Annotated in this window: 12 protein-coding genes; 3 read left to right on the top strand and 9 right to left on the bottom strand. The window is 72.5% G+C overall.

From position 1 onward, the window contains the following. Positions 1-12 precede the first annotated feature (12 nt). The 4 genes from ACFQLX_RS18000 to gmd form a co-directional block, all read right to left on the bottom strand. Positions 13-456, bottom strand: a complete 444-nt coding sequence (locus ACFQLX_RS18000; RefSeq protein WP_386416428.1) for a hypothetical protein — start codon at positions 454-456, stop codon at positions 13-15. Next, positions 453-2543 (bottom strand): CBM96 family carbohydrate-binding protein, encoded by a 2091-nt coding sequence (locus ACFQLX_RS17995; protein WP_386416426.1) that lies wholly within the window; start codon positions 2541-2543, stop codon positions 453-455. Before ACFQLX_RS17995 ends, ACFQLX_RS18000 begins: the two co-directional genes overlap by 4 nt. 248 nt (positions 2544-2791) lie before the next feature. Then, positions 2792-5026: a LamG domain-containing protein gene (locus ACFQLX_RS17990; RefSeq protein WP_386416424.1), complete on the bottom strand. Its 2235-nt coding sequence runs from the start codon at positions 5024-5026 to the stop codon at positions 2792-2794. A 165-nt stretch (positions 5027-5191) separates the two neighbouring features. Next, complete coding sequence (gene gmd, locus ACFQLX_RS17985; RefSeq protein WP_386416422.1) at positions 5192-6217, bottom strand: GDP-mannose 4,6-dehydratase; 1026 nt, start codon at positions 6215-6217, stop codon at positions 5192-5194. 96 nt (positions 6218-6313) lie between these two features. On the opposite strand from gmd, the gene ACFQLX_RS17980 reads away from it, so the two are divergent. Then, the gene (locus tag ACFQLX_RS17980) at positions 6314-7309 is read left to right on the top strand and encodes a GDP-L-fucose synthase family protein (protein ID WP_386416420.1); all 996 of its coding nucleotides are present in this window, start codon (positions 6314-6316) and stop codon (positions 7307-7309) included. 26 nt (positions 7310-7335) lie between these two features. Here the strand turns inward: ACFQLX_RS17980 and ACFQLX_RS17975 are convergent, their stop codons facing one another. The 3 genes from ACFQLX_RS17975 to map form a co-directional block, all read right to left on the bottom strand. Further along, positions 7336-8838, bottom strand: a complete 1503-nt coding sequence (locus tag ACFQLX_RS17975) for a sugar transferase (protein ID WP_386416419.1) — start codon at positions 8836-8838, stop codon at positions 7336-7338. Positions 8839-9209: 371 nt separating this feature from the next. Next, positions 9210-9884 carry a biliverdin-producing heme oxygenase gene (locus ACFQLX_RS17970; protein ID WP_386416417.1) on the bottom strand — a complete coding sequence of 225 codons (675 nt, stop codon included), beginning with the start codon at positions 9882-9884 and terminating at the stop codon, positions 9210-9212. 210 nt (positions 9885-10094) lie between these two features. Then, a complete protein-coding gene (map, locus tag ACFQLX_RS17965) occupies positions 10095-10952 on the bottom strand; it encodes a type I methionyl aminopeptidase (RefSeq protein WP_386416416.1) in 858 nt (285 codons plus the stop codon). A 74-nt stretch (positions 10953-11026) separates the two neighbouring features. On the opposite strand from map, the gene ACFQLX_RS17960 reads away from it, so the two are divergent. Continuing rightward, positions 11027-11251, top strand: coding sequence for a hypothetical protein (locus tag ACFQLX_RS17960; RefSeq protein ID WP_386416414.1), 225 nt, complete (start codon positions 11027-11029; stop codon positions 11249-11251). A gap of 20 nt (positions 11252-11271) precedes the next feature. Here the strand turns inward: ACFQLX_RS17960 and ACFQLX_RS17955 are convergent, their stop codons facing one another. After that, on the bottom strand, positions 11272-12579 hold the full coding sequence (locus ACFQLX_RS17955) for an MFS transporter (protein ID WP_386416412.1): 1308 nt from the start codon (positions 12577-12579) through the stop codon (positions 11272-11274). Positions 12580-12662: 83 nt separating this feature from the next. After that, entirely contained in the window at positions 12663-13349 is a 687-nt protein-coding gene (locus tag ACFQLX_RS17950; protein WP_386416411.1) for a hypothetical protein, read from the bottom strand. Positions 13350-13422: 73 nt separating this feature from the next. Here ACFQLX_RS17950 and npdG point away from each other — a divergent pair, with 73 nt between their 5' ends. Beyond that, positions 13423-14130 (top strand): NADPH-dependent F420 reductase, encoded by a 708-nt coding sequence (npdG, locus tag ACFQLX_RS17945; protein WP_386416409.1) that lies wholly within the window; start codon positions 13423-13425, stop codon positions 14128-14130. Positions 14131-14167 lie beyond the last annotated feature (37 nt).

Here is a 14167-nt window from a genome sequence, read left to right as displayed (position 1 = left end):
TTCGCGGGGGTTTCAGAGGAGGTCCCCGAACTTCGGGCAGAGGTGCTCGATCGCGTCCGCGGCGTTGGCGATCTCACCGGAGGCGATGGCCTCGCGCGCGCTGTCCTTGTCGACGGCGGCCACCGCCTCGATCTTGCGGCACGCCTCCTCGCCGGCCTCCAGGATCGCCGCGGGCTCCACGCCCTTGGGCACCCGGTCCTTGAGGTACTCCTTCTCCTTCGTGCCGAACGTGCCCGTCGCCGGGGTCAGCTCGGCCTCCGGCAGCTTGGGGCCCTCACTGACCGCGTCCTGCGGCCCCGGGTCCTTCGCCGCGCCCTGCGGGCCGGACGCCGCCGGGGTCTTCCCGCCGGCCGCCTCGGGCCCGTCCCCCTCGCTGCCGCATCCGCTCACCAGGAGCACGGCCGCGGCGAGGAGCGCCGCAGCCGTGCCCGTGACGCGGGCCTTGCGCCCGGTCACGGCTTTCCAAAGGTGAGAGTGAGCTTGGGGTCGAAGGAGGTCTCCCGCGACCAGAGCCACAGGGCGTCCGTCCCGGTGCTGGTGATCGCCAGGTTGGCGGTCGAACCGGGGGTGATCCCGGAGTTCAGCGTGACGGTCTTGTCGGTCTCGGTGGTCGCCGGGCCGGTGAAGGTGCCCAGCACGGTCGCGGAGAGCGCCGGCCGGTTGGCGTAGTTCGTCGTGGCCTCCGCCCAGCTGCCGGTCACCGGCACCACCGAGAAGGAGTCGGCCGAGCCGGCGCTGCTGGTGCTGCTGGTGCGCACCGTCAGCTTGGCGCTCTTGAGCACCATGCCGGAGGGCGCCGCCGGGACGGTGAACCGCAGGTAGCCCAGGTAGGCGGAGGTGCCGCGCACCGCGAGCTGCTGGTGGGTGCCGTAGAGGGTCGTCGGCGCGCCCGCGTTGACGTAGGTGTCCGCGCTCGCCGTCGCCTCCAAAGTGGTCTGCGTCGGCGTGCCCGGGGTGGTCACCGTGACCGTGGCCGAGCGGGCGGTGCAGTTGTTCGCCGCGTCGCAGGCCGCCACCTGGTAGTTGTACGTCGTCCCGGCCTCGGTCGTGGTGTCGTTGAAGGTGACCGTCGGGCGGGTCCAGAACTTCGAGTCGCCCTGCGCGGTCGCCGCCAGCTGGGTGCCGTTGCGGTAGACGCGGTAGGTGAGCCTGCTGTCGTCGCGGTCCCAGCTGGAACGCCAGGTCAGCTTCACGCCGCCGGTGACGTTGGAGCCGGCGAAGGTGTCCGGGACCGCCACGGGACTGCGGGTGTCGGGGCCGGCCGGCATCCGCACCAGGCCCTGCTGGAGGCGGTTGCCGTTGGAGGCGATCCGGGTGAACTCGCCCGCCACCCACATGTAGTCCTGGCCGCCGCCGGTGGCCGCGACGATCGCGCGCGGGCCGATCTGCTCGGTGCCGGAGGGGCCGTCGTCGGTGTCCGGGAACCAGGAGAGCAGCGGGCGGTCACTGCCCGTCGACTCGGCCAGCAGGTGCTGGCGCTCGTTCAGCTCGGGGAACTGGCTCTCGCTGCTGCAGTTGTGCGCGTGGCTGACGCTGTAGAGCACCGACTTGTAGACCGTCACGTCCTGGGTGGCACCCAGGCAGGTGTCCTTCCAGCGCACGGTGAAACCGGCGTCCAGGTTGAGCGCCATCCGGCCGTCGAAGACCCCGCCGCCCGTCCCCTCGTTGGCGGTGTAGATACCGGAGGAGTCCACGTACAGGTTCTGCACGGTGGACGTGGACGCCATCGCCGTGCCGCCGCTGCCGGCCGGCATCTGGCGCACCACGCTGCCACTGGCCGCGGTGACGACGGAGAAGGCGCGGGTGGCCTTGCCGTTGACGTTGTTGAAGTCGCCGCCCAGGACCACGTGCTGCCCGTCCGGGGTGGTCTCCACCGCCTTGCCGCGCTGGTCGGCGTTGGCCGTCCACGACGTCAGCGCACCGGTGGGGCTGACGGCGGCGAAGCGCTGGCGGCTCTGGCCGTTGACGGTGAGGAAGTCGCCGGCCAGGTACACCGTGCCGCCGTCGGGGGAGACCCCGATGCCGCGCACCATCGCGGAGACCGTCCCGGCGTTGAAGCCGGCCTTCACCGTGCAGGTCGGGATGTCGATCGCGGCCACCCGGCTGCGGCTGACGCCGTTGACCGTGCCGAAGTTGCCGCCCGCGTAGAGGGTGCTGCCGTCGGGGGAGACCGCCAGCGCCCGCACCGTGGCGACCCCGCTGCCGATGGTGAAGCTGAGCTTGCAGCTCGTCGGGGCGCCGGTCGCGGCGTCCAGCGCCACGAAGTTCACCGCCGGCGACTCACTCGTCCCGGCCGCGGCCCCGGGGGGTCGTACGGCCGAGAAGGTGCCGCCCGCGAAGACCTGCCCGCCGGACTGGGCGAGCGCCCAGACCACGCCGTTGGTCTGGTGCGTGGGCAGGTCGTCCGCCGTCATCGCCACCGGCGCGGTCAGCGCCTCGGCCTCGGGGGTGTTCCAGGACAGGCCCGCGGCCACGGCCCCGGTCGCGGCCAGAGCCAGCGCCGCGAGGCCCGCTCCCCACTTCTTCTTACGTCTGTGCTTCATGAGCCCCCCAAGGCTCTACCGTCCCCCTGCGGTGAACACCGCCGGTACGGGGGAAGGTGAGTGATCGATCCGATATGCGCGGTATGCGCCCCGTCGGCTCTGCGGCAGCCCTGTCACAGAGCCTGCCGCAGGGCCTTCGCCGGGAACTGTCCCGGGCGCCCCCCGACTTGGACCGTCGGGGGGCACCGTGGGTTGTACTGCGTCCCTGCTTTTCCTGTCTTCTCTTCCCCGGTGCCTCGGCCGGTGTCTCAGCCCGCCGAGCCGAGGGTGTGGTGCGCGGCGACCTTCGTCGCGTCCAGCACGGTCGGGTAGACGGCGGTCTCGTCCAGCTGCCCGTTGAAGTAGTCGCTCGCCGGGCGGTTCGGCCAGTTCGCCAGGTTGTCGCCGCCGGTGTGCCAGTACCCCAGGTAGTCCTGGCTGCCGGTGTAGAAGATGTTCGACGCCTTCTGCACCCCGTCCACGTACAGCCGCATGCCGCCGGAGCCCTGGGTGGCGACCACGTGGTGCCACTGGCCGTCGTTGTACGCGCCGGAGGCCGTGATCGTACGGGTATTGCCGCTGTTGACGCCGAAGACCAGCGAACCGCTGTTGGTCATGTAGATGTGCTTGTCGTAGCTGCTGCTCTTCTCCAGCCGGCGGTTGCCGAAGCCGACCAGCTTGCCGCCCGAGGTCGTGGTGGTCTTGAACCACGTCTCGACCGAGTACTGCGCGGGCCGCGGGTGGCGCCTGTCGCTGAAGCTGTACTTGGCGCTGGTGCCGTCGTAGCCGATGGCCTTGCTGCCACCCGGGACCGCGCCCGGGGTGACGCCCCGCTGCGGACCGCCGCGGTGCACCCCGTTGTTGAGGGTGCCGCTCGCGTCCGCCGCGAAGGTGCCGTCGGTCTCGTCGTAGCGCCAGTAGAGCGTGGCGCCGTCGGCCAGCACCTTCGCCGGATACGCCTCCTGCGCCGAGGCCGCCACGACGGTGGCCGTCGCCGACTTGGCGCTGGCGGTGGTGCCGTCGCCCGCCGTCACCCGGTAGGTGTACGTCTCGCCGGGCACCACGTCGGTGTCGGTGAAGGTCAGCTGCGGGCGGATCCACGGGATGGAGTCGCCCTCCACCGTGTACACCGGGGTGGCGCCGCCGTCGCGGTAGACCTGGTACGTCAGACGGCTGTCGTCGAGGTCCAGGGCGGACTGCCAGCTGAACGTCACCTTGCCCGGCTCGACGCTGGACGCCGAGGCCCACGGCACCGACGGCGCACCCGTGTCCGGGGCGTCGGCGAAGCGGGTGAGGCCCTGCTGGGGCTTGGTGTTGACGGTGGTGAACTCGCCGCCGACCCACATGTAGTCCACGCCGCCCACACTGGCCGTGGTGACGACGCGCGGGCCGATCTTCTCCCCGATGCCGTCGTTGGTGTCGGGGAACCAGCCCAGCTTCGCCGGATTGTCCACCGACTGCGCCAGCAGGTGCATCCGCGGCTGGTTGGGGAACTCGCCCATCGAGGAGCAGTCGTGCGCGTGGCTGCCGCTGTAGAGCACCGAGTGGTACTCCTCGACGAACTGGGTGGCCCCCAGGCAGGTGTCGCGCCAACGCTGGTTCAGATCACTGAGGTTGATCGCGATCCGGCCGTCGAAGCCGCCGGTGCCCTCGTTGGCGGTGAAGAACGCCGAGCCGTCCACCGTGAGGTCCTTGACCACGGAGGACTCCTGGATGAAGCCGCTGCCGTACGCCCTGAGGACCGCGCCGGAGGTGGGGTCCACCACCGCCAGAGCGTGCGAGGACTGGCCGTTGACCGCGTCGAACTCGCCGCCCAGCGCCAGCTTCGTCCCGTCGGGGGAGAGCGCGAGCGCCCGCCCCGAGCGGTAGTCGGCGGCGCTGGTGAGATCGGTGCCGTCGGCGGTGAAGTCCGTCACCTGCCCGGTGGTCGTCACCGCGGCGAAGCTTTTGCGCTCCTGACCGCCGACGGTGGCGAAGCCGCCGCCCAGATACACCGTGTCCGAGGTGGCCAGCAGTGCGTGCACGGTGGCGGAGACCGACACCGCGAAGTCGTCGCGCACCGTGCAGGTGGCGATGTCGATCGCCGCCACGTTGGAGCGCCCGACGCCGTTCACCGCGCCGAACGTACCGCCCGCGTACAGCGTCTGCTTGTCCGGCGAGACCGCCAGCGCCCGCACCGTCGCCGTGCCGCTGCCGACGGTGAAGGACAGCTGGCAGGAGGTCGGCGCGCCCGTGGCGGCGTCGAACGCGGCGAAGTTCACCGCCGGCTGCTCATCGGTGCCGGCCGCGGCGCCGGAGGGGCGGATCGCGGAGAACGTCCCTCCGGTGAACACCACCCCGTCCGCCTGGGCCAGCGCCCAGACGACACCGTTGGTCTGCCAGGTCGACAGCGCGTCCGCCGTCATCGCCACCGGCGGTGTGAGCGCCGCCGCCGGCGGGGCGAGCACCAGGCTCGCCGATCCGATCGCGAAGGCAGCGGTCACTGCCCCGAGTCGAGTACGCATAAAGCCCCCCAGGCCATGGAAGACGGCCCCCCGGCCATCTGTTGCGCGCAGCGTACCGCCCCCCACCGACACCCTGCGCGCGGGTCTCCCTTTCCGGGTTTTTCGCGCTACGGGTGCGGGAATGCGGATCATCCCGTGATGCCCGCACTCCCGCACCCGGCCGGCTCAGCGGTCTATCCGCACCCGCGCGCCCGACAGCTCCGCCGCCAGCTGCTCGATGTCGGCCGCGACCATGATCTGGGCCAGCTCCCGCCAGGTCGTCGCCGGCTTCCAGCCCAGCCGCGCCTCCGCCTTGCCGGCATCCCCGATCAGGGCGTCGACCTCGCTGGGGCGCTCGTACTTCGGGTCGAAGCGCACGTACTGCGACCAGTCCAGCCCCGCCGCCGCGAAGGACGTCTCCACGAAGTCCCGCACCGTCGCCGCCACCCCGGTCGCCACCACGTAGTCGTCCGGGGCGTCCTGCTGCAGCATCCGCCACATCGCCTCGACGTACTCGGGCGCGTAGCCCCAGTCGCGGACGGCGTCCAGGTTGCCCAGGTAGAGGCGGTCCTGCAGACCGGCCTGGATCCGCGCCACCGCCCGGGTGATCTTGCGGGTCACGAAGGTCTCGCCGCGGCGCGGGGACTCGTGGTTGAACAGGATGCCGTTGACGGCGAACATGTCGTACGCCTCGCGGTAGTTGACCGTCGACCAGTACGCGAAGACCTTGGCGCAGCCGTACGGACTGCGCGGGTGGAAGGGCGTGCGCTCGTTCTGCGGCGGCGGGGTGGCGCCGAACATCTCCGAGGACGAGGCCTGGTAGATGCGGGTGTCCACCCCGCTGGCCCGGATCGCCTCCAGCAGCCGCATCGAGCCCAGCCCCGTCACGTCACCGGTGTACAGCGGCGCGTCGAAGGAGACGCGCACATGCGACTGCGCGCCCAGGTTGTACACCTCGTCGGGGCGCAGGTCGCGCAGCAGGTTCACCAGCGCCACCCCGTCGGAGAGGTCGGCGTGGTGCAGGATCAGCCGCCGCTCGGCCTCCTGCGGCTCCTGGTAGATGTGGTCGATCCGCTCGGTGTTGAAGGAGGAGGAGCGGCGCACCAGCCCGTGCACCGTGTACCCCTTCTCCAGCAGCAGCTCCGCCAGGTACGAGCCGTCCTGGCCGGTGACGCCGGTGATCAGCGCGCTCTTCGAAGTACCCGTGGTCATTGGGTCGTTCCCCCCATTGCATGGTGATGGATGATGATTCTCATGTGTCTGTGTACTTATGCGGTGTACCTACGGGACCTGGCAGAATGCACGCCCATGACGGCATCCATAACGCCAGCGATCCCTTCCGGCGATCTCCTGCGGCCCGGCGCCCGGGTCTTCGTCGCCGGTCACCGCGGCCTGGTCGGCTCCGCGATCACCCGGCGGCTGCGCGCCGACGGCTACGAGGTACTCACCCGCACCCGGGCGGAGCTGGACCTGCGCGAGGCGCCGGCCACGGCCGCCTTCCTCGACCGGGAGCGGCCCGACGCGGTGGTGCTGGCCGCCGCGAAGGTCGGCGGGATCATGGCCAACAGCACCTGTCCCGTGCAGTTCCTCGAGGACAACCTGCGCATCCAGCTCAGCGTGATCGCGGGCAGCCACGCCGCCGGCGTGGACCGGCTGCTCTTCCTCGGCTCCTCCTGCATCTACCCCAAGCTCGCCCCGCAGCCGATCCGGGAGGACTCGCTGCTCACCGGTCCGCTGGAGCCCACCAACTCGGCCTACGCGATCGCCAAGATCGCCGGCATCGAGCAGGTGCAGTCCTACCGCCGCCAGTACGGGGCGTCCTACATCTCCGCGATGCCGACCAACCTCTACGGCCCCGGCGACAACTTCGACCTGGCCACCTCGCACGTGCTGCCCGCCCTCATCCGCCGCTTCCACGAGGCGAAGCTGCGCGACCCCGAGGGCGGCGGCGAGGTGGTGCTCTGGGGTACGGGCACGCCCCGCCGGGAGTTCCTGCACGTGGACGACCTGGCCGCCGCCTGCGAGCTGCTGCTGCGCACCTTCGACGGCGACGGCCCGGTGAACATCGGCTGCGGCGAGGACCTGACGATCAGCGAACTCGCCGCAACCGTACGGGACGTGACCGGCTACACCGGCCGCATCGCCTACGACGCCGGCAAGCCGGACGGCACCCCGCGCAAGCTGCTGGACGTCTCCCGCATGACGTCCCTCGGCTGGCAGCCGAAGATCGCCCTGCGGGACGGCATCGCCTCGGTGTACGCCGCCTGGCAGGCGGAGGAGGAGCGGGAGCAGGCGCGGAACTGAGTCGGCGGGCGGCCCCGGGGGGCGGCTCAATACGCCCCCCGGCCGTCCACGACCGCCCGCACCGTCCGGGCCATGACGCCCATGTCGTAGCCGATCGACCAGTTGTCCACATAGCGCAGGTCCAGGGCGACGGTCTCGTCCCAGGACAGGTCGGAGCGGCCGCTCACCTGCCACAGACCGGTCATCCCGGGCCGTACGTCCAGTCGGCGCAGCTCCGTCTCCGTGTAGCGCACGGCCTCCTCCGGCAGTGGCGGACGCGGGCCCACCAGGGCCATCTCACCGCACAGCACGTTGATCAGCTGCGGCAGTTCGTCCAGCGAGGTGCGGCGCAGCACCTCGCCGACCCGGGTCACCCGCGGATCCCTGCGGATCTTGAACAGCGGCCCTTCGTGCTCGTTGACCGCGTTCAGCTCGGCGCGCCGCTCCTCGGCGTCCACCACCATGCTGCGGAACTTCCACATGGTGAACTGCTCGCCGTGCCGCCCCAGCCGGGTCTGCCGGTGGAACACCGGACCCGGCGAGGTCGACCTGATGGCCACCGCGATCACCGCGAAGAGCGGTGAGAGCAGCAGCAGCCCGAGCGCGGCGCCGACCCGGTCGAGCGCCGCCTTCGCCACCAGCTGCGGACCGCGCCGCAGCGGCGGCGCGATGTGCAGCAGGGTCAGCCCGGCCGTGACCGACAGCCGCATCCGGCGCTCGGCGACCTCCGTGACCCCCGGCAGCACGGCCAGCGGCAGCCCGGCCTCGTGCAGCGACCAGCTGAGCTGGCGCAGCCGGACCCCGGCCAGCAGCGGGCCCGGCGCTATCAGCACCAGCTCCGCGCCGTGCTCCCGGGCGGCGCCCAGCACGGCGCCGGCGTCCCAGCTCGGGGAGTCCGCGGCGAGCGCGCCCAGGCGCGCCACCTCCGGCACTCCGCACAGGGAGCGGGCCTCACCGACGGGGACGACGCCCACGGCGACGTACGCATGGTCGGTGCGCGCCGCCAGTTGACCCACGACCACGTCGGCGGCGCCCGGCTCCCCGACCACCAGCACCCGGCGCACGGCGTGCGCCTCGCGCCGCGAGGCCACCAGGTGCCGGTGGAGCAGCAGCCGGCCCGCGTACGCCACGACCGGCGCGCTCAGCAGTGCCAGCAGCGCCGTGCGCGGATCGGAGGACTCGCCGGTGACCGTGCGCGTCACCGCCAGCAGCCCCAGCAGGATCAGCCAGTCCTGGAGGACCGGGGTGGGCGCGCGGGACTCGCCCAGGTTGCGCTGGTCGAAGCGGTGCCGGCCGGCCTGCACCAGCAGCCAGCCCAGCGTGGCTATCACCGCGCAGAGGAACGGATGCGCCTCCTGCGCGGCGGAGTAGACGAGGACGACGGGCAGTGCCACCCCCGCGGCGGACAGGCCCGTGGCCACGGGCAGGTACCAGACGGGCTTGTACCCGTTACGGCGTGGCCGGCCGGGCTGCCGCCGGCGTCTTACCTCAGTACGGTCAGGCGCCGCTGGCGCAGCGCTGGTCGTATCGGCGATTCCGATACGTCGCATGTTCCCCCCTGGACACATCGCGACTGTGTGGAGACGCAGCCGACCTCCCCGGTCAACACCCCTGTCAGGGCTGCGTCACAATGCCCGGAACTGTACGCCCATCCCATGATTTCTGCTGTCGTTTCCACACGGTCTCACCCTGGCTGTAGCCGGATTCACATGCGTGCGCGACGGCGCAAGGTCATGGCGTACGACCGTTCACCCCCCTTGACGGTTGTGCGAAATCCACAAGATTCTTTCACAAACCGCTCACATGGCGGCCTCCCCCGGTTCGCCCTCCGCTCTTGTCGCCGACACGAATTACCAGCGTGCCACCGCCGTGTGGATGCGCAAGTGCACGATCGGACAGGCTCTGTTAACACCTGGTCAGCTCATGCCCCATCCGTCCCACCCAGCTCCTCGAACACCGCCGTGTTGAGCGCGAAGGCCGCCCGGCACTCCTCGATCACCCGCTCCTCCTGCGCTGCGTCCAGCGGCAGCGCGTCCAGCAGCTTGCGGTAATCCCGCTTGTAGGCCGCCGGGTTGGCGATCCGCTCGAAGACGTAGAAGCGGACCCCGTCGCCCCCGGACGGGAAACCCCACAGCCGCTCGGCCCGCGAGCGGATGGCCTGCCCCCCGGAGAGGTCCCCGAGATAACGGGTGTAGTGGTGCGCCACCCAGCCCGCCGGCCAGTCGCGCGCGCACTCCTCGATCCGGGCGGCGTACGCCGCGGTGGCGGGCAGCGGTGCCAGCTCGCCGCGCCAGGAGCCGCCCCCGTGCAGGTGGTCGAGATCACGCTCCAGCTCCGGGGTGCGGGCCAGCTCCGGCCGGACGAAGGGCCCGGCCACCGGATCCTCCGCGAGCCGCTCCCCGCAGGCCTCCAGCGCCCGGTAGACGAACCAGAGCTGGCCGGTGTAGCGCGTGTAGTCCTCGACGCCCAGCCCGCCCCCGAGCAGGGCGGCCATGAACGCGGACCGCTCCGCCTCCTCGTGCCGCTCCCGCGTCCCCGCCCGCAGCCGCGCCGAGAACGGCGGTGAGGACGGTGGTGAAGACGTCCCTGAAGACAAGGCGCACCCCCCTTGGTCCGGCGCCCGGCCCGCTGCCTGGGCGACCGCGATCATTCTCACGCAGAAGATCGCGGCACGCAGAGCGGCGGGGCTCCGCTGTGGACAACCCGGCCCCTGTGCACAAACCGCTCACCCGATCGGCGGACGCGGGCCGGGAAAGCGCACCGGGACCGCGGGCCGGAAATGACCGAAACCCAACCCCGCCCCGGCTCAGGGCAGCGTCAGGACCTCCGCGCCCGACTCGGTGACGACGAGCGTGTGCTCGAACTGCGCCGTGCGCCGCCGGTCCTTGGTGACGACCGTCCAGCCGTCGTCCCACATGTCGTACTCGTGCGTCCCCAGCGTGAGCATCGGCTCGATCGTGAACGTCATCCCCGGCCGCATCACCGTGGCGTGGTGCGGGCTGTCGTAGTGCGGGATGATCAGGCCGCTGTGGAAGGCGGAGTTGATGCCGTGCCCGGTGAAGTCGCGCACCACGCCGTAGCCGAAGCGCTTGGCGTAGGACTCGATCACCCGGCCCAGGACGTTGACCGCCCGGCCCGGCTTGACGGCCTTGATCGCCCGGCTGAGCGCCTCGCGGGTGCGCTCCACCAGCAGCCGGGACTCCTCGTCCACGTCGCCGCAGAGGTAGGTCGCGTTGTTGTCGCCGTGCACGCCGCCGATGAAGGCCGTGACGTCGAGGTTCACGATGTCGCCGTCGCGCAGCACCGTGGAGTCGGGGATGCCGTGGCAGATCACCTCGTTCACCGAGGCGCACAGCGACTTGGGAAAGCCCCGGTAGCCCAGCGTGGAGGGGTAGGCGCCGTGGTCGCAGAGGAACTCGTGGGCGACGCGGTCCAGCTCGTCGGTCGTCACCCCGGGCGCGATGTGCTTGGCGGCCTCCGCCATCGCGCGGGCGGCGAGCGAGCCGGCGAGGCGCATCCGCTCGACGGTCTCCGCGTCCTGCACCTCCGGTCCCTCGTACGGCGAGGGTCCCGGCCGCCCCACGTACTCGGGGCGCGGGATGGAGCGGGGGACGGCGCGGGCGGGGGTGAGCGTCCCGGGGACGAGCAGTGACTGGCCAGACATGGCAGCGAGTGTATCGGGGCGACTTCGGGCACGATGGCGGCAGACGGCTGTCCCGACCATCACAGGGAGCGCTTGTGGCTCTGTTCAAGAAGAAGACCCCCGACGAGTCCGACGAGGGCTGGTACTACTGCATCGAGCACCGCGCGGTCGAGCAGGGCCCGCAGTGCCCGGCCCGCGACCGCCTCGGCCCGTACCCCACCCGCGAGGCCGCCGAGCACGCCATCCAGATCGCCGAGGCGCGCAACGAGAAGTGGGACTCCGACGACGACCGGTGGAGGGACGGGGACGACAAGTCCTGACCCCGTCCCCCGCCAGCCCCTCAGGCCGTCGCGGCGGCGGCCTCCCGTTGCGTACGCAGCCGCGTCGCGTGCTCGTTCGTACGCACGTCGTACGACATCAGAGCCGGGAGGCACGCCGCCAGCAGGCCCACGGAGGCCACGCACAGCAGCCCGCCCGACCAGATCGAGCCGCGCACGCCGATCAGCGCCGCCGTGCCGCCCGAGCGCAGCTGCCCGCTCATCGGGCCCACCGAGTACGACAGCAGCTCGATCCCGGCCAGGCGTCCGCGCAGCTCGTCGGGGATGGTCTGGTTCCAGATGGCGCCGCGGAAGATGCCGCTGACCATGTCCGCGGCCCCGCCCAGCACCAGGAAGAGCAGCACCAGCCACACGTGGTGCACGAGCCCCGCCGCCGCCGTGCAGACGCCGAAGCCCACCGCGGCCAGCACCACCATCCGCCCGTGCCGGTGCACCCGCGAGGTCCAGCCGCTGGTGAGGCTCACCAGCATCGCGCCGGCCGGCAGCGCCGCGTACATCAGCCCCAGCGACCAGGGCGCGTCCAGCTCGTCGGCGAGGAAGGGGAAGACGGCCAGGCAGAAGGCGAAGAACATCGCGGACAGGTCCACGGCGTAGGTGCCCAGCAGCTCCTTGCGGCTCCAGGCGTAGCGGGCGCCCTCGGCGATGGAGCGCAGCGAGGGCTTCGCGGCCTCGTGCGAGGCCGGCGAGGCGGCCAGCCCCACCGTCAGCGCGACGGACACCGCGTAGGTCACCGCGTCCGCCCCGTACGCCCACTCCGCCCCCGCGTACGCCACCACGAACCCGGCCAGCGCCGGACCCGCGACGCCGCCGACCTGCCAGCGCACGGAGTTCAGCGCGGTCGCGGCGGGCAGGTGGTCGTGCGCGACGATGCGCGGCACGAGGGAGGTCATCGCGGGCTGCTGGATGGCGGTCATGGTGGCCGAACCGGCGGCGATGACGTACAGCGGCCAGACCATCGGCTCCGGCAGCAGCGTGTTGGCCAGCAGCGCCGCGGCCAGGACGCCGCTGCCGACCTCCGTCCACAGGATCAGCCTGCGCTTGTCGAAGGCGTCCGCCATCGCCCCGCCGTACAGCCCGAAGACGAGCAGCGGGATCAGCTCGGCGGCCCCGATCGCGCCCACGGCGGCGACGGAGCCGGTCAGCTCCTTCATCTGCACCGGCAGCGCGACGAAGGTCAGGAAGCTGCCGAAGGTGGAGATCAGCCCGGCGACCCACAGCCGCCGGAAGTCCGCGGAGCTGTGCCAGGGCGCGAGGTCGGGCAGCAGGGCGCGCAGGCCGCGCGGTGGTGGGGGAGTGGGGGCGTCGGTCACGAGGAGCCATGCTGAGGCGCGTGCGTGTAGATGGCAACAGCTTTTCGCGGGAGTACGGGCCCGGCGCCCATACGGCCCCGGGGCTACCAGCGCGGCGGCGGCGGGACCGCCAGCTGCTCCGCCAGCCGCGCCAGCCGGTCGGTGAAGCGGCGGCGCCCGGAGCGTGCCGGGGCCGCGCCGGCGGGGGCGCCGGTCTCCCCGGCGGCGGCGCCGACCAGGTGCTGGAGGGTGTCGAGGTCCACGCCGCCCGCCGGGTCGGGGGCCAGCGCGTCGTGGGCGAGCGCGGCCAGCTCCCGCGAGCCGCCCGGCGGGCTGCCTCCCGGACCGGCCCCCGGACCGCCTCCCGGACCGACCAGCGCCAGCACCGTCGCACCGCCGCGCCGCGCGTCGCTGACCCGCTCCAGCAGCCCCGCCCCCGGCTCGCCCGGCGCCACCACCAGCACCGTCTCCCCGCGCCCGGCCGCCTCCAGCCGGCTGAGGTCGACGGCCAGATGCGCGGGCGCGGCGGGCGGCACCCGGTAGCGCACCAGCGTCGGGCACAGCTCCGGCTGCCCCGACCAGGCCGCCTCGTCGTCCAGATGCGCGGCGAGATGCCAGGGTTCGTACTCCCGCGTGCCCACCAGCAGCAGCCCGCCGCCCCGGCCGTGGGCGGCGGCGCGGGCCGCACCGCGCAGCGACATCCGCAGCGAGCCCGCGAACCGCCGGGTGGCCGGCAGCCACTCCGAACCGGCCAGCACTTCCCTCAGCAACGCCACCCGTACCGCGTCCATGGCGCCCGATCCTGCACGACCGGCGGCCCGGTCCGCAGCCGGTCGCGGAACTGTCCCCCGTACGATGCGGCCTATGACTTCGGACACCCCCGCCGCGGCGAAGCCCGCCCGCAAGGACCCCTTCGACCTGCCGGACGTCTCCGGCCTCACCGTCGGCGTCCTGGGCGGCACCGGTGACCAGGGCAGCGGGCTGGCCTACCGCTTCGCCAAGGCCGGCCAGCACGTGGTCATCGGCTCGCGCAGCGCCGAGCGGGCACGCGCGGCGGCCCGGGAGCTGGGGCTGGGCGTGGAGGGCGCGGACAACGAGGAGTGCGCCCGCCGTGCGGACCTCGTGATCGTCGCCGTGCCCTGGGAGGCGCACGCCGAGACGCTGGAGGGGCTGCGCGAGGCGCTGACCGGCAAGCTCGTCGTGGACTGCGTCAACCCGCTCGGCTTCGACAAGCAGGGCGCCTACGCGCTGCGGCCCAAGGAGGGCAGCGCCGCCCAGCAGGCCGCCGGGCTGCTGCCCGACTCCCGCGTCACGGCCGCCTTCCACCACCTCTCGGCGGTGCTGCTGCGCGATGCGCGGGTCGAGGAGATCACCACCGACGTGATGGTGCTGGGCGAGGACCGCGCCGACACCGACCTCGTGCAGGCGCTGGCCAACCGCGTCCCCGGGATGCGCGGGCTGTACGCGGGGCGGCTGCGCAACGCGCACCAGGTCGAGGCGCTGACGGCCAACCTGATCTCAGTCAACCGCCGCTACCGCACGCACGCCGGGGTCCGGCTGACCGACGTCTGAGAGCGGCCGGGGCACGGGGGGCGGCGGACCTCTGGGA

The organism is Streptomyces polyrhachis, from assembly GCF_042663125.1.
GTDB classification, from domain to species: Bacteria; Actinomycetota; Actinomycetes; order Streptomycetales; family Streptomycetaceae; genus Streptomyces; species Streptomyces polyrhachii.
Note: the sequence above shows the minus strand (reverse complement) of the source record. Positions and strands in the feature narration are given on the sequence as shown.

Bases quoted from the DNA above. Each gene is read 5' to 3' on its own strand.
- ACFQLX_RS17995 (WP_386416426.1), bottom strand. From the start codon at position 2,543: ATGAAGCACAGACGTAAGAAGAAGTGGGGAGCGGGCCTCGCGGCGCTG.
- ACFQLX_RS17990 (WP_386416424.1), bottom strand. From the start codon at position 5,026: ATGCGTACTCGACTCGGGGCAGTGACCGCTGCCTTCGCGATCGGATCG.
- gmd (WP_386416422.1), bottom strand. From the start codon at position 6,217: ATGACCACGGGTACTTCGAAGAGCGCGCTGATCACCGGCGTCACCGGC.
- ACFQLX_RS17980 (WP_386416420.1), top strand. From the start codon at position 6,314: ATGACGGCATCCATAACGCCAGCGATCCCTTCCGGCGATCTCCTGCGG.
- ACFQLX_RS17975 (WP_386416419.1), bottom strand. From the start codon at position 8,838: ATGCGACGTATCGGAATCGCCGATACGACCAGCGCTGCGCCAGCGGCG.
- map (WP_386416416.1), bottom strand. From the start codon at position 10,952: ATGTCTGGCCAGTCACTGCTCGTCCCCGGGACGCTCACCCCCGCCCGC.
- ACFQLX_RS17950 (WP_386416411.1), bottom strand. From the start codon at position 13,349: ATGGACGCGGTACGGGTGGCGTTGCTGAGGGAAGTGCTGGCCGGTTCG.
- npdG (WP_386416409.1), top strand. From the start codon at position 13,423: ATGACTTCGGACACCCCCGCCGCGGCGAAGCCCGCCCGCAAGGACCCC.